This window comes from Streptomyces mabaensis, assembly GCF_053763515.1.
Genome location: NZ_JBSOPZ010000013.1, coordinates 63,156 through 80,651, shown reverse-complemented (window position 1 = coordinate 80,651; position 17,496 = coordinate 63,156). Strand labels below are relative to the sequence as shown.

The following is a 17,496-nucleotide window of genomic DNA, read 5'->3' as shown; positions in this document are numbered from 1 at the left end:
GTCTCCTATCGCAGTGGGGTGCCGTCGTCGTGAAGCTGCATCTGGGGGCGGCCGGTGACCAGCAGCCAGGCCGGGAGTGTCGCGATACAGAGGAGGGGAATCACGGTGGCGTCGGAGACCAGCACCGCCGCGGTGAACAGGCTCAGCCAGCCCTGCCGGGTGATCGCGAGGAGGACGCCCAGCACGCCGCAGACCACACCCAGGGTTGGATGCACGGACGGCACGAGCGCGTGGGCGCACAGGCCCAGGGCGGCGCCGACGAAGATGGCCGGGAAGATCCGGCCGCCGCGGAAGCCGCAGGCCGCGGCGATCAGCAGCGCCACCACCTTCACCACGGTGAGCAGCGCCAGCCGCCCGGCGGAGTAGTCCTCGGGGTCGGCGGCGAGTTCCTTCAGCTCGTCCAGGCCCTTGAAGAGGGTGAGGCGGCCGCCGAGCGCGCCGAGCAGCCCGAGCACCAGCCCGCCCGCCGTCAGCGTCAGCACCGGGTGCTTCAGCCGGCGGAACGTCCGGTGGACGTACGGGAATGCGTACACGGCGGCCAGGGCGAGCGCGGCGGCCACCGAGGCAATCACCATGGCCGCCAGCACGTCCCCCCAGTGCGGTCCCGGATAGGCGGGCAGCCCGAGATCGAACGTCGGACGCGCGATCAGCGTCGTGGTCAGCGCCCCTGCGCCGGCGGCGATCAGCGGGCCGAAGAGCTTGTCCCACAGCGATCCGGGCCCCGGCTGAGCGGTGAGCGCCTCGGAGAGGACCAGTGCGGCCGCGACGGGAGTGCCGAACAGCGCGCCGATCGTCCCGGCCGCCGCGAGCGAGACCCAGAGCGCGCCCGGGACCCGCGGCATGGCCCGGCTGCCGAGCCAGTAGGCGAGGGCGATGTTGGCGGCGGTGATCGGGTTCTCGGGCCCGAGGCTGACCCCGCCGGCCAGCGCGAGGACGGCGGCGAGCAGCAGGCCGGGCACGACGCCGTGCGGGATCGGGGGATCGACGAGTCCGGTGGTGGCGGGATCGGGACCGGCGTGCCCATGCACCTTCCACACCACCAGCCCCACCGCGAAGCCGGTCGCGGTGAGCATGACGATCACCCAGAGCGAGGAATAGCGACCGACACCCAGAGCGTCCGGGAGGGTCTCCCAGAGCACGTCGCGCAACCTCTCCGCGACCGCGCTCACTCCCAGCAGCACCAGGCTCGCCACGACGCCGACCACCAGGGACGGCAGGATCAGCGGCAGCAGGGTGCGCGCGGGGGCGGGCCGGGCGGCGTACGGGCCGGGCGCCCCGGTCCGTACGCGCCCGCTCACAGCTTGGAGATCACGACGGCTGTGCCGTACGCGCAGACCTCGGTGCCGACGTCGGCCGCTTCCGTCACATCGAAGCGGAACATCAGCACGGCGTTCGCGCCGCGCGCCCGGGCCTGCTCGACCAGCCGCTCCATTGCCTGGTTCCGGGTCTCCACCAGCGTCTTGGTGAGCCCCTTGAGCTCGCCGCCGATCATCGACTTCAGGCCGGCGCCGATCTGACTGCCCAAGTGCCGGGAGCGTACGGTCAGACCGAACACCTCTCCGATGACCTGCTGCACCTGGTGGCCCGGCACATCATTGGTCGTCACCACCAGGACGTCCGACTGGAGTCCCTGTCCGCCGCCGTAGTCGTCGATGCTCATGGGCATCCACCTCCTGGGGCACAGCTTCGTACCGGTGCGCCCACCCTGCATCCCGGGCGGTGGGCCGGCACCTGGTGGGCCGGCATGTGGTGGACTGGAACCTGGCAGAGTCACATGGCGTTGATAGCTTTGGGCAGCCCGCCTCACACAGACGACCGATCCAGGAGCCCGGAACCCGTGAATACGCTTGCGCTCGGACCGAGCTGGCTGGACCCGGACTTTCTGATCGGCACCTTCGGCCTGATCGGTGTCCTCGTCATCGTCTTCGCGGAGTCGGGGCTGCTCATCGGCTTCTTCCTGCCCGGCGACTCGCTGCTGTTCACCACCGGCCTGCTGGTGACGGCCGGCAAGCTGGACTATCCGCTCTGGCTGGTGTGCACGCTGATCGTGTTCGCGGCGGTCATAGGCGATCAGGTCGGCTATCTCTTCGGCCGCAAGGTCGGCCCGGCGCTGTTCAAGCGGCCGGACTCCAGGTTCTTCAAGCAGGAGAACGTCGAGAAGGCCCACGACTTCTTCGAGAAGTACGGCCCGAAGTCGCTGGTGCTGGCCCGTTTCGTGCCGATTGTGCGTACGTTCACGCCGATCATCGCCGGTGTGAGCCGGATGAACTACCGCTCGTTCGTCACGTTCAACGTCATCGGCGGCATCCTCTGGGGCGCCGGCGTCACGCTGCTCGGCGCCGCCCTCGGCAAGATCGACTTCGTCCACCAGCACATCGAGGCGATCCTCATCCTCATCGTGCTGATCTCGGTGCTCCCGATCGCGATCGAGCTCCTGCGGGCTCGCGGCAAGTCCAGGAAGGCGGCTGACCAGAGCCCGCAGGAGGGCGACACGCCCCCGGCGCAGCGCGGCCGCCACGCCAAGCGCTGACCCGGAGCAGGAACCACCACCGGCACTCGTACGAACGGGTCAGAAGCCGCGCGTCCGCTTGGCCGCGCGGCGGCCCGCCCTGCTGGCCGCACCCGGCAGCCGGATGAACAGCCGGCAGATCTCCCCACCCAGGTTCACGCCGATCGCGATGGCGATGGCCAGCGCGGCCGCGTTGGTGAGTGAGACCAGTCCGGCGTCCAACCGGTTCTGGGCGATGGCGAGCAGCCCGAAGTACGTCGCGGACCCCGGCAGCAGCGGGCCGATCGCGGCGGTGACGTACGGCAGGGCGGACGCGAACTGGTACCGCGAGAACAGCTGCCCGAACAGGCCGACGAGTCCGGCGGCGACGGCCGTCGCGGGCACCGGCGGAATTCCGCCCGCGTAGTGCAACGCCCCGTAGATGATCCAGGCGATGCCGCCGTTGAGCGTCACCATCAGCACCGTGCTGCGCTCCTGCTGGAGCAGGATCGCGAAGGTGAAACAGAGCACCATGGAGGCCAGGATCTGCACCACCGGGCGCTCGGTGATCGTCAGCGCCGCGTCCGGATCCAGCTTGGCGCCCAGCTGCACGCCCAGATAGAGCACCAGCAGCACGCCGATGACGATGCCGACGAAGAGGTACATCACTTCGAGCAGCCGGGCGGCCGCGGTGATGTAGAAGCCGGTCAAGCCGTCCTGGACGCCCGCGACCAGGGCTCTTCCGGGCAGCAGCGCGAACAGGCCACCGGTGATCACCGCGGAGGCGCGGACGTCCGCATGCGCGAGGGTCAGCGCGACGCCCATCGCGGCGGGCGGCATCGCCGCGGCCACGAACTGGTAGAACTCCGGCAGCCCGCGGCCCGCGCACAGCCACGCCAGCCGGTCCCCGAGCATCGCGCCGACCGCCGCGGCGAGGAACACCGCCACGCCACCGCCGACCAGCGTGGACGCGGCGCCCGCCAGCAGCCCGCTGGCCGCGGTGAGCACCCAGCCGGGGTACGGGTGCCGGTTGCGCCGGATCTCCGCCAGCCGCCGGTACGCCTCCTCCAGCGAGACCTCGACGTCCTCAGAGCTGATGTCCGCGACCAGCCGGAACACGGCCGCCAGCCGGGTGTAGTCGGTGGCCCGCCTGCGCACGGTCCGGCTGGCCGTCACCGGATCGTCGACCAGTGAGGGCTGATGGGAGATCGACAGCAGGGTGAAGGTGACGGTGGGCTCGCAGCGGTCCAGGCCGTAGGCGTGCGTGACGGCGAACATCGCCGCCTCCACGTCCTCCGCGCCCTCGCCGCCCGCCAGCAGCAGTTCACCGATACGCAGCGTCAGGTCCAGCACGCGCGGCACGGCCGGGCCGGTGTCGCCCTGCTTCTGCACCACCTCGGGCAGGGGCCGCTCGCCCACCGGAATGCGCAGCATCGCCCGCATCCGGTCCTGCCAGGGCGCCTCCTTGGTCAGCCTGACCGTGGGGAAGCCGTGGGCGGGAGTGAAGGCGGGATGCGCGTGCTGCGCGCTGTACGTGCTGGGCGGTGCGAAGGCCGACCCCTCGGTTCTGCCGGCTGCTCTGGCGGCCGCCTCGGCGGACGGCTCAGCGGCCACCCCGGCCGGAATGGCGAACTCCGAGGTCGGATGCTCCTCCTCGGCCACCGCCGGCTGATCGACCCCGGCAGGCGACGCGAAGGCGCTGTGCGCCTCGTCCGACTGTGGCTTGCGGTCCTCGGGCCCTTCCGGCTCCGCCACCAACACACTCCTTCATCCGTGCCGACCGTTCCTGAGCGGTGCTGCACGTTCCGCATGCCCAGTATGTCCACGGTTACCTCACCGGGCGCCGCACCCCCGGGAGCAGTACGAGAAGCCGTACGGGGAGGTGAGACGCACCGGCGGGCGGCGCGCCCCCGCTGGGGTGCACCGCCCGCCGTCACGTCGTGCGAGCCGCAGGGGCTCGGTCAGTGGCTGCCGCCCTGGGCCTGCAGGCGCTTGTACGAGGCCTCGATCTCGGCCTCCGCCTCGGTGCGGCCGACCCAGTTGGCGCCCTCGACCGACTTGCCGGGCTCCAGGTCCTTGTAGACCTCGAAGAAGTGCTGGATCTCCAGGCGGTCGAACTCCGACACGTGGTGGATGTCGCGCAGGTGCTCGACGCGCGGGTCGGACGCCGGCACGCACAGCAGCTTGTCGTCGCCGCCGGCCTCGTCCGTCATCCGGAACATGCCGATCGCGCGGCACTTGATGAGGCAGCCGGGGAAGGTCGGCTCGTCCAGGATGACCAGCGCGTCCAGCGGGTCGCCGTCCTCGCCGAGGGTGTTCTCGACGAAGCCGTAGTCGGCCGGGTAGCTGGTCGAAGTGAAGAGTCGACGGTCCAGGCGGATCCGACCGGTCTCGTGGTCCACCTCGTACTTGTTCCGCGAACCCTTCGGGATCTCGATGGTGACGTCGAACTCCACGGGTGGCTCCTCCATGATCAGCACATACTTCGGGTGATTAAGTGTCCCTCACGCACATGAGTGATCGCGAAAGGGGCTGGTCCGAGGTGCCAGTGATCAGAACGTGGCAACTCGCGACGGGCGCCGCCGTGGTCGGCCTCGCCCTTTCGGCCGGGGCGGTGACCGCGGCAGGCCCTTGGGACTCCGGTCAGCGTAAGGCCGAGCGGCAGTGGGCCGTGTCCCAGGACCGTACGGGTGGCGGACATCACGGCCGCGGCGCGTCCGGCGCCCGCGTGCCCGCCCCCGCCCCGAGCGCCCCCGGGGTGCTTTCCGTCCTCGGCGCACCCGCGGTCCCGCCGGCCGGCCCAAGCGCGCTCGGCGCCGCGCTCGCGCCCCTGATGAAGGTCCCCGCGCTCGGCACCCTGCGGACCGCCTCGGTCGTGGACACCGCCACGGGCCGGCAGTTGTACGGCGCCGGGGCGGGGCAGGCCATGACACCGGCCTCCACGGTCAAGATCGCCACGGCGGCGGCCGCACTCTCCGCCCTCGGCCCGGACCACCGTATCGCCACGACCGTCATGGCGGCTCCCGGAGCCGGCGCCAAGGACATCGTGCTCGTGGGTGGCGGCGACCCCACCCTGACGGCCCGCAAGCCCGGTGAGGCGGGCAAGGCCCGCACGCCCGCGGGCGACGACGGCGCGAGCCTGCACGCCCTGGCCGACGACACCGCCCGCGCCCTCAAGGGCCGCGGCATCACCCGGGTCACGCTCGCCTACGACACCTCGCTCTACTCGGGCCCGCAGTACCACCCCATCGGCGCCGGCAACGAGAACATCGCCCCCATCACCCCGCTCATGGCCGACGAGGGCCGGCTCGACGACTCCTACGCGGGAGTGGCGAAACGTACCGCCGACCCGGCCGGCGACGCGGCCCGCGCCTTCGCCGCCATGCTCCGCGAGCGCGGCGTCCGTACCACCGGCGACCCGGCCCCCGGGAAACCGGCCGCCACCGCGAAACCCCTGGCCAAGACCCTGTCCGCGACGGTGTCGGCCCTGGTCGAGCGGATGCTGACGTACAGCGACAACGACATCGCCGAGGCCCTCGCCCGCCAGACCGCCCTTGCTGCGGGCGAGCCCGCCGGCTTCGCGGGCGCGGAGAAGGCGGTGGCCGCAGAGTTGCGGGAGCTCGGGCTCGACACCAAGGGCACCCGCTTCGCCGACGGCAGCGGACTGAACCGCGACGACAGGGTCTCCGCCGCCCTCCTCACCGCCATCCTCGTCCGCGCCGCCGACCCGGCCCGCCCCGAGCTGCGCCCGGTGCTGACCGGCCTCCCGGTGGCCGGCTTCACCGGCACGCTGAGCGGCCGGTACGAGGACGGCTCCCCGGCCGGCGGGCTGGTGCGCGCCAAAACCGGCACGCTGAACGGCGTGAACACCCTCGCGGGCACGGTGGTGGACGCACACGGACGACTGCTCGCGTTCGCCTTCATGGCTTCGGGGACCCCGGGCAAGGACGCCGCCCAGTCGGCCCTGGACCGACTGGCCGCAACGGTCACCACGGTCCCCTAGGTCGCCCCTAGGGGACCGGACGGGGACGAAGCCGGGTCCTACACCTCACCGCCCACGGACCCGAGCACGTACGGTTGACGCATGACGAGCATCGGTGGTGCGGAGATGGTCGACTGGAATCTTGCGGTGGCGACCGCGACCCGGCTGGTAAGGCCCGGTCCGGAGGTGACCCGTGACGAGGCCCGCGCCGTCGTCGCGGAGCTGCGCAGGCATGCCAAGTCCTCGGAAGAACACGTCCGTTCGTTCACCCGCATGATCCCGGAGGGCACCGAGGCCGAGGACACCCCCGTCCTCGTCGTCGACCGGGCCGGCTGGGTCAGGGCGAACGTGGCGGGCTTCCGCCAGCTGCTGCGGCCACTCCTGGACAAGATGCAGGAGCGCCGGGGCGGCACCGCCGGTGGCGCGGTCCTGGGCGCGGTCGGCGGCAAGGTGACCGGCGTCGAGCTGGGCATGCTGCTGTCGTTCCTGGCATCGCGCGTGCTCGGTCAGTACGAGACCTTCGCCCCCGCCTCGCGCGACCTCCCCGGCTCCGAGCGCGGCGGCGGCCGGCTGCTGCTCGTCGCCCCGAACGTCGTGCACGTCGAGCGTGAGCTGGACGTCGACCCGCACGACTTCCGGCTGTGGGTCTGCCTGCACGAGGAGACCCACCGCACCCAGTTCACGGGCGTGCCGTGGCTGCGCGACCACCTCGAGGGCGAAATCCAGTCATTCCTCGACCTGACCGAGGTCGACCCGATGACGATCCTGGAACGGCTCAGGGAGGCCGCCCAGTCGCTCGCCGGCCCGCGCGACGACGACGAGGACGGCCGGTCGATCGTCGAGCTGGTGCAGAGCCCGGCCCAGCGGGAGATCCTGGGCCGGCTGACCGCCGTGATGTCCCTGCTGGAGGGCCACGCGGACTTCGTGATGGACGGGGTCGGACCGGACGTCGTGGCCTCCGTCGCCGAGATCCGGGAGAAGTTCCAGCAGCGCCGGGCCAGCGGAGCCAGCCGCCTCGACCAGGCCCTGCGCAAGCTGCTGGGCCTGGACGCCAAGCTCCGTCAGTACCGGGACGGCGAGCGGTTCGTACGGGCCGTGGTGGAGGAGGTCGGCATGGACGGCTTCAACCGGGTCTGGACCTCGCCGAACACGCTTCCCACCAAGGCCGAGATCGCCAAACCGGCGGACTGGGTCGCGCGGGTGCACCGTAAAGCAGAGTCGTGACGGGGACGCTGCCGACGGCAGGAGAACGCCTCCCCAATCACCCATCCGAGGGACCGTGGGCGATGGATAGGCGTGCGATGCTCGGGGAACGGCTCGGTTCTGTCACCATCGACACACTCTGAGTGACTGATCCGCCCCCCGTGGCACCCCACAACTTCACCGAAGGGCACCGGACATGGGTCCCCATCCTGCGGTCGCAGCGATACGCCTGGCGGTCCGCCGCGTACTCCACGACGTCCTGACCGACTTCCAGCCGCACGAGCCCGGCGCGACGCCCCTCGTGCTGGTCGCCTGCTCCGGCGGCGCCGACTCGATGGCGCTCGCCTCCGCGCTCGCCTTCGAAGCGCCCAAACTCTCCGTCCGCGCCGGCGGTATCACCGTGGACCACGGCCTCCAGGCCGGCTCCGATCTGCGGGCCGCCGAGGTCGTCGCGCGCATGACCGCGCTGCGGCTGCATCCCGCCGAGTCGGTCGCCGTCACCGTCGGCCGCGACGGCGGCCCCGAAGCCGCCGCCCGCGACGCCCGGTACGCCGCCCTCGACGAGGCCGCACAGCGCCACGGCGCCGCCGCCGTACTCCTCGGCCACACGCGTGACGACCAGGCCGAAACCGTTTTGCTGGGCCTCGCCCGCGGCTCCGGCATCCGCTCCCTGTCCGGCATGGCCTCCGTCTCCGGCGGCCCCGGCTGCGAGAGCCGCTACCGCCGCCCCTTCCTGGGGATCGACCGGCAGACCGCCCGCAAGGCCTGCATGGTCCAGTCGCTGCCCGTCTGGGACGACCCGCACAACGCGGACCCCGCGTACACCCGCTCCCGGCTGCGCCACGAGGGCCTGCCCGCGCTGGAGAAGGCGCTGGGCAAGGGCGTCATCGAGGCGCTCGCCCGCACCGCTCAGCTCTCCCGCGACGATGCCGACGCCCTGGACGCCTGGGCCGCCGACGCGGACGCCTCCGTACGCGACGGAGCCGGGCAGCTCGACTGCGCCAAGCTCTTCGCCCTGCCGCCCGCCGTCCGCCGCCGGGTGCTGCGCAAGGCCGCCATCGCGGCCGGTTCGCCGGCCGGCTCGCTCTTCGCCCGGCACATCGCGGAGATGGACCGGCTGATCACGAGCTGGCGCGGCCAGGGGGCCATCAGCCTCCCCGGCCGGGTGGAGGCGCGGCGGCAGGGTGGCAGACTTGTCATTCGGCAGGGCTGAAGCGCCAGGGCGAACCCCCCAGGAAAGTGACGTACGTGGACGAGAAGGACATGGGTGCCGACCTCAAGTCGGTGCTCATCACCAAGGAAGAGATCGACGCGAAGCTGGCTGAGCTGGCCGCCAAGATCGACGCGGAGTACGCGGGCAAGGACCTGCTCATCGTCGGCGTCCTGAAGGGCGCCGTGATGGTGATGGCGGACCTCGCGCGTGCGCTGTCCACCCCGGTCACCATGGACTGGATGGCGGTGTCCTCGTACGGCGCGGGCACCCAGTCCTCGGGCGTGGTCCGGATCCTCAAGGACCTGGACACCGACATCAAGGACAAGCACGTCCTGATCGTCGAGGACATCATCGACTCGGGTCTGACGCTGTCCTGGCTGCTGTCGAACCTCGGTTCGCGTCAGCCCGCCTCGCTCGAGGTCTGCACCCTGCTGCGCAAGCCGGATGCCGCGAAGGTCGCGATCGACGTGAAGTGGATCGGCTTCGACATTCCGAACGAGTTCGTCGTCGGGTACGGCCTGGACTACGCGGAGAAGTACCGGAACCTCCCCTTCGTGGGAACCCTCGCGCCGCACGTCTACGGCGGCTGAGGGCCGGAACCGTCCTGCGGGGAGGCTTCGGAGAACCTCCGGGGAACCCTCACCCATTTCCCGCCGTTGGAGCAGGGGAAGGACGCTTTGGCAGCCGCAGCGTGCAGTCGCGGGTGACAAAGCTGGGGTACCTTCCGAAGAACAGTCTTTTCTCACAGCAGCATTTACCTACGGGCAGGAGGGACGGGGCGATCACCGCCCCGTATGGATGGACGTGAAGCGATACTTCCGTGGGCCGGTCATGTGGATCGTGCTGGCCGTCCTCGCCGTGGTCGTGTTGATGCAGGTCGTCGGCCAGTCCGGCGGCTACAAGACGGTGGACACCAGCAAGGTCATCCAGGCGATCAGCAAGAACCAGGTCGAGTCCGCCGAACTGACAACCGGCGACTCCCAGATGATCAAGGTCGACCTCAAGGACGGCCAGAAGCTCGAGGGCGAGAAGTCCGGCGACAAGTTCCAGGCGAGCTACATCGGCGACCAGGGCGCCGAGCTCGCCAAGGACCTGCAGGCCAAGTCCGAGGGCGGGCAGATCAGCGACGGCTACTCCGTCAAGCCCGACAAGCAGAACCCGTTCCTCGGGATCCTGCTCTCGCTGCTGCCCTTCGTCCTCATCGTCGTGGTCTTCCTGTTCCTGATGAATCAGATGCAGGGCGGCGGCTCCCGGGTCATGCAGTTCGGGAAGTCCAAGGCCAAGCTGATCACCAAGGACACCCCGAAGACGACATTCGCCGATGTGGCGGGGTCCGACGAGGCGGTCGAGGAGCTCTACGAGATCAAGGAGTTCCTGCAGGAGCCGGCGAAGTTCCAGGCCGTCGGAGCCAAGATCCCGAAGGGTGTGCTGCTGTACGGCCCGCCCGGTACGGGCAAGACGCTGCTGGCGCGCGCCGTCGCGGGCGAGGCCGGTGTGCCGTTCTACTCGATCTCCGGTTCCGACTTCGTCGAGATGTTCGTCGGTGTCGGTGCCTCCCGTGTCCGTGACCTCTTCGAGCAGGCCAAGGCGAACGCTCCGGCGATCGTCTTCGTCGACGAGATCGACGCCGTCGGCCGGCACCGCGGTGCGGGTCTCGGCGGTGGCCACGACGAGCGTGAGCAGACGCTCAACCAGCTGCTCGTCGAGATGGACGGCTTCGACGTGAAGGGCGGCGTCATCCTGATCGCCGCCACCAACCGGCCCGACATCCTCGACCCCGCGCTGCTGCGCCCGGGCCGCTTCGACCGGCAGATCGCCGTCGACCGCCCGGACATGCAGGGCCGGCTGGAGATCCTCAAGGTCCACCAGAAGGGCAAGCCGGTCGCCCCGGACGTCGACCTGGGCGCTGTCGCCCGGCGGACGCCCGGCTTCACCGGCGCGGACCTGTCGAACGTGCTGAACGAAGCCGCGCTGCTCACCGCGCGCAGCGACAAGAAGCTGATCGACAACCACTCCCTGGACGAGGCGATCGACCGGGTGGTGGCGGGCCCGCAGAAGCGGACCCGGATCATGTCCGACAAGGAGAAGAAGATCACCGCGTACCACGAGGGCGGACACGCCCTGGTCGCGGCGGCTTCGCCCAACTCCGACCCGGTCCACAAGATCACGATCCTGTCCCGCGGCCGGGCGCTCGGCTACACCATGGTGCTGCCGGAGGAGGACAGGTACTCGACCACGCGCAACGAGATGCTCGACCAGCTCGCGTACATGCTGGGCGGGCGCGCGGCCGAGGAGCTCGTCTTCCACGACCCGACCACGGGTGCCGCGAACGACATCGAGAAGGCCACCGCCACGGCCCGCGCGATGGTCACGCAGTACGGCATGACCGAGCGGCTGGGCGCGATCAAGTTCGGCGGTGACAACACGGAGCCGTTCCTGGGCCGTGAGATGTCCCACCCGCGCGACTACTCGGAAGAGGTCGCGGCGCTGGTCGACGAAGAGGTCAAGAAGCTCATCGAGACCGCGCACAACGAGGCCTGGGAGATCCTCGTCGAGAACCGCGACGTTCTCGACAACCTGGTCCTCGCGCTGCTGGAGAAGGAAACGCTGAACAAGGAGGAGATCGCCGAGGTCTTCTCGACGATCGTGAAGCGCCCGGCCCGCCCGGCGTGGACCGGCTCGTCGCGGCGTACGCCCTCCACCCGGCCGCCGGTGCTCTCCCCGAAGGAACTGTCGCTGACCAACGGTGCGAACGGCGCCACGCCCGCGGTCACGGCCGCCCCGGCGGACAAGGTCATCGAGGTGGTCCCCGAGGAGCGCCCCGAGAGCTGAACCGGGACCCGGTCCCGGGGCCCCCAGGGGCCGGAATGAATGCCGCGTCCCCCAGGTTCTAGCCTGGGGGACGCGGCCATTTTTCGCCGCTCCCCTTTTTTCGTACCGCCGCACGTGAACGCACAGGAACGAGGCACAGATGACCGACCCGGTGACGCTGGACGGCGAGGGCACGATCGGCGAGTTCGACGAGAAGCGCGCCGAGAACGCCGTACGCGAGCTCCTCATCGCGGTCGGCGAGGACCCGGACCGCGAGGGCCTGCGCGAAACACCGGCCCGCGTGGCCCGCGCGTACAAGGAGATATTCGGCGGGCTGTGGCAGAAGCCCGAGGACGTCCTGACCACGACGTTCGACCTCGGCCACGACGAGCTGGTGCTGGTCCGGGACATCGAGGTGTTCTCGACCTGTGAACACCATCTGGTGCCGTTCCGGGGAGTGGCGCACGTCGGCTACATTCCGGCCACCAGCGGCAAGATCACCGGACTGTCGAAGCTGGCCCGGCTCGTCGACGTCTACGCCCGCCGGCCCCAGGTACAGGAGCGGCTGACCACCCAGGTCGCCGACTCGCTGATGGAGATCCTGGAGCCGCGCGGCGTCATTGTGGTCATCGAGTGCGAGCACATGTGCATGTCGATGCGCGGGATCCGCAAGCCGGGCGCGAAGACCATCACCTCCGCGGTGCGGGGCCAGCTGCGGGACGCCGCCACTCGCAACGAGGCGATGAGCCTGATCATGTCCAACTGACGCCGGCGCCGGCGCGCCGATGGGCCCGCAGGATTGACCTAGGCCGGGGTCATCGTGTCGCCCTCGTCCTCCGGGAGTTTGCAGACCCGCTCCAGGAACATCGCCGCCGCTACGACGGCCGCGCCCGCCAGGACCGCGAAGCCCGCGTAGACGGCCTGGTCGCGGCGGGCCGGGACGTCGAGGCCGTCCAGCAGCAGGAAGAGGCCCGTCCCGCCGTACATCCCGCAGACCAGGGCCGCGACCAGGGCGCTCGCCTGGCCGAAAACCACCGCGCGGGCGGCCATCAGCGGCTCCACGCCCTTCGCGCCGGGGCGCCGTTCGCGCTGCGCCTTCAGCCGCGCGCGCAGCGAGAGTGCCGTCGCGAGCAGTACGGCGGCGATCACGGCCAGCACGATGGGGGCCGCGAGCGGGACGCTGGGCAGGTCGCCGACCGAGTTCCACAGGCGGGCGCCCGCCCAGGACAGCACCCCGGCCACCACGAACAGACCGGCCAGCACACCGAGGCGTAGTTGCTTCACGAAGCTTTTCCCTTTGGTCGTTGGTGGAGCCGCAGCCCCACAGGCTAACGACTACTCGGGCAGGCGGAGTTCCAGATCGGCGCGCGCCGCGACACCGTCCCGGCCGAGGCCGGCCAGCAGGTCGCCGACCTGCCCGTGACCCGGCAGGTGCGCCTCCGGCTCCACGTCGTGCCACGGGGCCAGGACGAAGGCGCGCTGGTGGGCGCGCGGGTGGGGGAGGGTGAGCAGCGGGTCGTCGGACACCACGTCCGCGTAGGCGACGATGTCGACGTCGATCGTGCGCGGACCCCAGCGCTCCTCGCGCACCCGGTCGAAGGCCTCCTCGATGGCCTGACCGCGCTCCAGCAGGGAACTGGGCGGCAGGGTGGTCTTCACGACGATGACCGCGTTGAAGTACGAGGGCTGGGACCCGGGGTCGACGCCCCACGGCTCCGTCTCGTACACCGGCGAGACCGCCTTGACCCGCAGGCCCGGCGTGTCCTCCAGGGCATCGATGGCGCCCTGGATCGTCTCCAGCCGGTTGCCCAGGTTGGCGCCGAGGGCGATCACGGCCCGTTTCGGGTTGGACAGGGTGACATCGGCCGCGTCCACCTGCTCCACCACGGAGGCAGGCACCGGCTGTACGGTCGGGTCGCTCTGCCCCTCGACAGAAAACGCAGTCATACTCGGCTCCGTGTGATGGTGATGGTCACATCGTCGAACGGCACGGTGATCGGGGCGTCGGGCTTGTGCACGACCACCTCGACCTCCTGGACGCCCTCGTGCTTGAGGCACTGCTGGGCGATCCGCTCCGCGAGGGTCTCGATCAGGTCGACCGGTTCGCCCTGGACGACGTCCACGACTTCCTCGGCCACCACGCCGTAGTGCACGGTCTTCGCCAGGTCGTCGTCGGCCGCCGCGGGGCGAGTGTCCAGGCCGAGCACCAGGTCGACGATGAAGGTCTGGCCTTCCTCGCGCTCCCGGGGGAAGACGCCATGGTGCCCGCGGGCCTTGAGGCCGCGCAGCGCGACACGATCCACGCGAATCACTCCTGCTTTCGTAGTTCACACGGGCTGGGCCGAGTGCGGTCGGCGCACCACCCTTATTCGAATCTACCTGCGGGCACCGACAGTCCTTGCCCGCGGGGGCTATGGACAGGGCGTGGCGGAGCTGGTAGCCGCCCATACCCGGCGGCCCGGAATCCAACCCTCCACAGGCCCATACCCACTCGTCAGGGTGCTTCGTCGCCCTCTTCCTCGTCGGATTCGGCGAGTACCGGGGAGCCGTGGTGAGACCAGACCTTCCACCCGTCCGGTGTGCGGCGGAACACATTGGTGGCGACGACCAGCTGCCCCACGAGCGGGCCCAGCTCGCCGGCCTCCTCGGCGGGACCGCCGCTGAGGATGTTCTCCGTACAGGTCACCAGGGCGGTGTCGCCGGCGACGGTGACCTTGGTGTCGGTCAGGAAGAACTGGATGTAGTCGGTGTTCGCCATGATCAGCGCGTACGAGCGGAGCACCTCGCCCCGTCCCGAGAGCACCGGCCAGCCCGGGTGGACGCAGGAGATCTCGGCGGTGTCGTCGTTCAGCCAGAGGTCGGAGAGCTCTTCGAAGTCCCCGCGCTCCATGGCCTCGTAGAAGGCGGTGTTGGCCTGTTCGATCTGCTCGACGTCGGTACGGGGAGGGTTCACCGGGCAGCGCCCTCGACGGCCCGCGCCACCCGGACCGCGTCCGCCGTCGCGCGTACCTCGTGGACCCGTACCGCCCAGGCGCCGGCGTGCGCGGCGAGCGCGGAGACGGCGGCCGTGGCGGCGTCGCGCTCCCGGGCAGGCGGCGGAGAGCCGTCCTCCCCGGCGAGTACGCGCCCGAGGAACCGTTTGCGGGAGGCGGCCACCAGCAGCGGGCGGCCCAGCTCGTGCAGCGCGTCGAGGTGTGCGACCAGGGCGAGGTCCTGCCCGGCGTCCTTGGCGAAGCCGAGGCCCGGGTCGATGACGATGCGCTCGGGGGCGATGCCGCCGTCGACCACGGCGTCCATCCGGGCGCGGAGTTCCGAGGTGACTTCGGCCACCACATCGCCGTACACCGCCCGGCTGTTCATGTCCTGGCTGAAGCCGCGCCAGTGCATGACGACGAACGGGACGCCGGCCGCGGCGACCGCCGGGACCATCGCGGGGTCGGCGAGGCCGCCGCTGACGTCGTTGACGAGGACCGCGCCGGCGGCGACGGCCCGCTCGGCGACGGAGGCGCGCATGGTGTCCACGGAGACGGTGACGCCCTCGGAGGCGAGGCCCCGGACGACGGGGACGACCCGGCGCAGTTCCTCGTCCTCGTCGACGCGGGAGGCACCGGGGCGGGTGGACTCACCTCCGACGTCCACCAGGTCGGCGCCCTCGGTCACCAGCTCCAGGCCGCGCTTGACCGCCGAGGTGGTGTCGAACCAGCGGCCGCCGTCGGAGAAGGAGTCGGGCGTCACATTGACGACCCCCATCACCGCACACCGGTCCCACTGCGGCAGCCCCTCGACCCGGCCGCGCCCACGCAACGTACTCATGCCTCCAGACTAGGCCCCCGCCTTGGCGTCGCTACGCCGCGCGGATCTCCCGTTCGGCGCTCACCGGGGCCAGGTGCGCGCAGGGGCGCGGCCGGCGGGTGCGGCGGCGGGCGAACGGGCGGGGGAGGGCCAGCGTGACGAAGCCCTCGGCCTGCATGGCGGCGAAGCCGATGCGCGGCAGGTCGCGGGTGGAGCGGAAGACCACGAAGCGGGGCTCCCAGCGGGGCCGGAACTTCGCGTTGAACTTGTACAGCGACTCGATCTGGAACCAGCGCGAGAGGAAGACCAGCAGTCCGCGCCAGCCCCGCAGGACCGGTCCCGCGCCCAGTTTCTCGCCGCGGGCGAGGGCCGAGCGGAACATCGCGAAGTTGAGCGACACCTGCTCGACGCCCAGCCTGGGGGCGGCCTGGAGGGCGGCGACGATGAGGAGTTCGTTCATGCCGGGGTCGGCGGAGCGGTCGCGGCGCATCAGGTCCAGCGACATGCCGTCCGGGCCCCACGGAACGAAGTGGAGGACCGCCTTCAGGTCCCCGTACGGGCCGGGCTCGCCGTCGTCGGCCTCGTCCGTCTTGTGGGCGGTGGCGATCACGCAGTCCCCGTCGTCCGGGTCGCCGATCCGGCCCAGCGCCATCGAGAAGCCGCGCTCGGTGTCGGTGCCGCGCCAGTCGGCGGCGGCGTTCCGGATCCGCTCGAGCTCCGCGCCGGACAGGTCACGGACGCGCCGGACCCGCGTCTGGTAACCGTTCCGCTCGATGCGCTTGACCATCTGGCGTACGTTGCGCATGGCGCGTCCGGAAAGGGAGAAATCCCGCACGTCCACCACCGCTTCGTCGCCGAGTTCCAGCGCGTCCAGACCGGTCTCGCGGGTCCACACCTCTCCGCCGGTCTCGCTGCAGCCCATCACGGCGGGGGTCCACGAGTGGGCCTTGGCCTCGTCCATGAACCGTTCGATCGCGCCGGGCCACGCCTCGACGTCGCCGATCGGGTCGCCGCTGGCCAGCATCACGCCGGAGACGACGCGGTAGGTGACCGCGGCCTTGCCGCTGGGGGAGAAGATGACGCCCTTGTCACGGCGGAGCGCGAAGTGGCCGAGCGAGTCACGGCCGCCGTGCCGCTCCAGCAGCTCGCGCAGCCGCCGCTCGTCGTCGGCGGTCAGCCGGGCGGCGGGGTGCTCGGGGCGGAAGGCGAGGTAGATGGTGGTGACGGCGGTGAGCAGGCCGAGGGCGCCGAGCGAGTAGCCGACGGTCCAGGAGACCCGGCCCGCGTAGTCGATGGGGCCCTCGAAGCCGAACAGGCCGTACATCACGTGTTCGAGCTGGTCGGCGAGGCTCGGGTCGCCCAGCATCCGGCGCGGATGGGAGTTGACGATCACCAGGCCGAGGCCGATGGAACCGGCGCCGAGGACGACGAAGTTGGCGACCGCCCTCCAGCGGCTGCGCGGGTCGGGCAGCGCGGCGAACTCACCGCGGTGGCGCAGCAGCAGAGCCAGCAGCGCGAGCGAGATGAGTACGCCGAGGACGGAGTTGCGGTACGCGAACTGAGCGACGGCTCCGGCGGGCAGCAGCACCACGGCGGCGCGCCAGGCGCGCCGCTTGCCGCGCCGCAGGCCGTGGGCGAGGAGCAGCAGCAGTACGCCCGCGCTGAGGGACAGGGCCGCGGCGAACGGGCCGAGCGCTCCGGGCAGCACCTCGGCCACCGCGTGCATCCGGCTGTGCCGGAAGCGGGGGAAGACGCCGGCCGCGATGTCGAGCAGGCCCACAAGCGTGCACGCCGTACCGACCAGACCGGGTACGGACTCGGGGCGCGGGCCGCCGAGGATGCGGCGTACCCGATTCGGAACCAGTCCCGATTTATCGCCATCTATCCTGACAGACATCGCTTCCCAGAGCTCCGCAACAGATCCTGTGTCCGAGCGCTTCGGCATCCGGACGATTTGCGCCCAGTAGGACGGCAGGCAGGGGGAGCGGGTTCACTCGCTCTCAGGAA

The 17,496-nt window shown here is 71.0% G+C and carries 17 protein-coding genes; 7 read left to right on the top strand and 10 right to left on the bottom strand.

From position 1 onward, the window contains the following. Positions 1 to 5: 5 nt before the first annotated feature. Both ACWV17_RS14040 and ACWV17_RS14035 read right to left on the bottom strand, forming a co-directional pair. Entirely contained in the window at positions 6 to 1,298 is a 1,293-nt protein-coding gene (locus ACWV17_RS14040; RefSeq protein ID WP_455359939.1) for an ion channel protein, read from the bottom strand. After that, entirely contained in the window at positions 1,295 to 1,660 is a 366-nt protein-coding gene (locus ACWV17_RS14035; protein ID WP_455353703.1) for a YbjQ family protein, read from the bottom strand. Before ACWV17_RS14035 ends, ACWV17_RS14040 begins: the two co-directional genes overlap by 4 nt. A gap of 177 nt (positions 1,661 to 1,837) precedes the next feature. Here ACWV17_RS14035 and ACWV17_RS14030 point away from each other — a divergent pair, with 177 nt between their 5' ends. Continuing rightward, positions 1,838 to 2,530 (top strand): DedA family protein, encoded by a 693-nt coding sequence (locus ACWV17_RS14030; RefSeq protein WP_455359938.1) that lies wholly within the window; start codon positions 1,838 to 1,840, stop codon positions 2,528 to 2,530. 39 nt (positions 2,531 to 2,569) lie between these two features. On the opposite strand, the gene ACWV17_RS14025 is transcribed toward ACWV17_RS14030, so the two are convergent. Then, positions 2,570 to 4,246: a threonine/serine ThrE exporter family protein gene (locus tag ACWV17_RS14025; RefSeq protein WP_455359937.1), complete on the bottom strand. Its 1,677-nt coding sequence runs from the start codon at positions 4,244 to 4,246 to the stop codon at positions 2,570 to 2,572. A gap of 203 nt (positions 4,247 to 4,449) precedes the next feature. Beyond that, a complete protein-coding gene (locus ACWV17_RS14020; RefSeq protein ID WP_366075609.1) occupies positions 4,450 to 4,944 on the bottom strand; it encodes an inorganic diphosphatase in 495 nt (164 codons plus the stop codon). 86 nt (positions 4,945 to 5,030) lie between these two features. Here ACWV17_RS14020 and dacB point away from each other — a divergent pair, with 86 nt between their 5' ends. The 6 genes from dacB (at position 5,031) to folE (ending at position 12,463) form a co-directional block, all read left to right on the top strand. After that, positions 5,031 to 6,491: a D-alanyl-D-alanine carboxypeptidase/D-alanyl-D-alanine endopeptidase gene (dacB, locus tag ACWV17_RS14015; protein WP_455359936.1), complete on the top strand. Its 1,461-nt coding sequence runs from the start codon at positions 5,031 to 5,033 to the stop codon at positions 6,489 to 6,491. Positions 6,492 to 6,572: 81 nt separating this feature from the next. Further along, on the top strand, positions 6,573 to 7,694 hold the full coding sequence (locus tag ACWV17_RS14010; RefSeq protein WP_455353699.1) for a zinc-dependent metalloprotease: 1,122 nt from the start codon (positions 6,573 to 6,575) through the stop codon (positions 7,692 to 7,694). Between the two features lie 175 nt (positions 7,695 to 7,869). Next, on the top strand, positions 7,870 to 8,886 hold the full coding sequence (tilS, locus tag ACWV17_RS14005; protein ID WP_455353698.1) for a tRNA lysidine(34) synthetase TilS: 1,017 nt from the start codon (positions 7,870 to 7,872) through the stop codon (positions 8,884 to 8,886). Positions 8,887 to 8,936: 50 nt separating this feature from the next. Further along, on the top strand, positions 8,937 to 9,476 hold the full coding sequence (hpt, locus tag ACWV17_RS14000) for a hypoxanthine phosphoribosyltransferase (RefSeq protein ID WP_455353841.1): 540 nt from the start codon (positions 8,937 to 8,939) through the stop codon (positions 9,474 to 9,476). Between the two features lie 208 nt (positions 9,477 to 9,684). Next, positions 9,685 to 11,718, top strand: coding sequence for an ATP-dependent zinc metalloprotease FtsH (ftsH, locus tag ACWV17_RS13995; RefSeq protein WP_455359935.1), 2,034 nt, complete (start codon positions 9,685 to 9,687; stop codon positions 11,716 to 11,718). A gap of 139 nt (positions 11,719 to 11,857) precedes the next feature. After that, complete coding sequence (gene folE / locus ACWV17_RS13990) at positions 11,858 to 12,463, top strand: GTP cyclohydrolase I FolE (protein WP_455353696.1); 606 nt, start codon at positions 11,858 to 11,860, stop codon at positions 12,461 to 12,463. A 38-nt stretch (positions 12,464 to 12,501) separates the two neighbouring features. Here the strand turns inward: folE and ACWV17_RS13985 are convergent, their stop codons facing one another. The 6 genes from ACWV17_RS13985 to ACWV17_RS13960 form a co-directional block, all read right to left on the bottom strand. Beyond that, entirely contained in the window at positions 12,502 to 12,981 is a 480-nt protein-coding gene (locus tag ACWV17_RS13985) for a DUF3180 domain-containing protein (RefSeq protein ID WP_455359934.1), read from the bottom strand. Positions 12,982 to 13,032: 51 nt separating this feature from the next. Continuing rightward, on the bottom strand, positions 13,033 to 13,644 hold the full coding sequence (gene folK, locus ACWV17_RS13980) for a 2-amino-4-hydroxy-6-hydroxymethyldihydropteridine diphosphokinase (protein WP_455353694.1): 612 nt from the start codon (positions 13,642 to 13,644) through the stop codon (positions 13,033 to 13,035). Further along, positions 13,641 to 14,000 (bottom strand): dihydroneopterin aldolase, encoded by a 360-nt coding sequence (folB, locus tag ACWV17_RS13975; protein WP_455353693.1) that lies wholly within the window; start codon positions 13,998 to 14,000, stop codon positions 13,641 to 13,643. Before folB ends, folK begins: the two co-directional genes overlap by 4 nt. A 191-nt stretch (positions 14,001 to 14,191) precedes the next feature. Further along, a complete protein-coding gene (locus tag ACWV17_RS13970; protein WP_455353692.1) occupies positions 14,192 to 14,650 on the bottom strand; it encodes a nuclear transport factor 2 family protein in 459 nt (152 codons plus the stop codon). Further along, complete coding sequence (gene folP / locus ACWV17_RS13965) at positions 14,647 to 15,510, bottom strand: dihydropteroate synthase (RefSeq protein WP_455359933.1); 864 nt, start codon at positions 15,508 to 15,510, stop codon at positions 14,647 to 14,649. The genes ACWV17_RS13970 and folP overlap by 4 nt, the downstream gene beginning before the upstream one ends. 31 nt (positions 15,511 to 15,541) lie before the next feature. Beyond that, positions 15,542 to 17,386: a phosphatidylglycerol lysyltransferase domain-containing protein gene (locus ACWV17_RS13960; RefSeq protein ID WP_455359932.1), complete on the bottom strand. Its 1,845-nt coding sequence runs from the start codon at positions 17,384 to 17,386 to the stop codon at positions 15,542 to 15,544. Positions 17,387 to 17,496 lie beyond the last annotated feature (110 nt).

Bases quoted from the DNA above. Each gene is read 5' to 3' on its own strand.
- ACWV17_RS14035 (WP_455353703.1), bottom strand. From the start codon at position 1,660: ATGAGCATCGACGACTACGGCGGCGGACAGGGACTCCAGTCGGACGTC.
- ACWV17_RS14010 (WP_455353699.1), top strand. From the start codon at position 6,573: ATGACGAGCATCGGTGGTGCGGAGATGGTCGACTGGAATCTTGCGGTG.
- tilS (WP_455353698.1), top strand. From the start codon at position 7,870: ATGGGTCCCCATCCTGCGGTCGCAGCGATACGCCTGGCGGTCCGCCGC.
- hpt (WP_455353841.1), top strand. From the start codon at position 8,937: ATGGGTGCCGACCTCAAGTCGGTGCTCATCACCAAGGAAGAGATCGAC.
- ftsH (WP_455359935.1), top strand. From the start codon at position 9,685: ATGGACGTGAAGCGATACTTCCGTGGGCCGGTCATGTGGATCGTGCTG.
- folE (WP_455353696.1), top strand. From the start codon at position 11,858: ATGACCGACCCGGTGACGCTGGACGGCGAGGGCACGATCGGCGAGTTC.
- folK (WP_455353694.1), bottom strand. From the start codon at position 13,644: ATGACTGCGTTTTCTGTCGAGGGGCAGAGCGACCCGACCGTACAGCCG.
- folP (WP_455359933.1), bottom strand. From the start codon at position 15,510: ATGAGTACGTTGCGTGGGCGCGGCCGGGTCGAGGGGCTGCCGCAGTGG.
- ACWV17_RS13960 (WP_455359932.1), bottom strand. From the start codon at position 17,386: ATGTCTGTCAGGATAGATGGCGATAAATCGGGACTGGTTCCGAATCGG.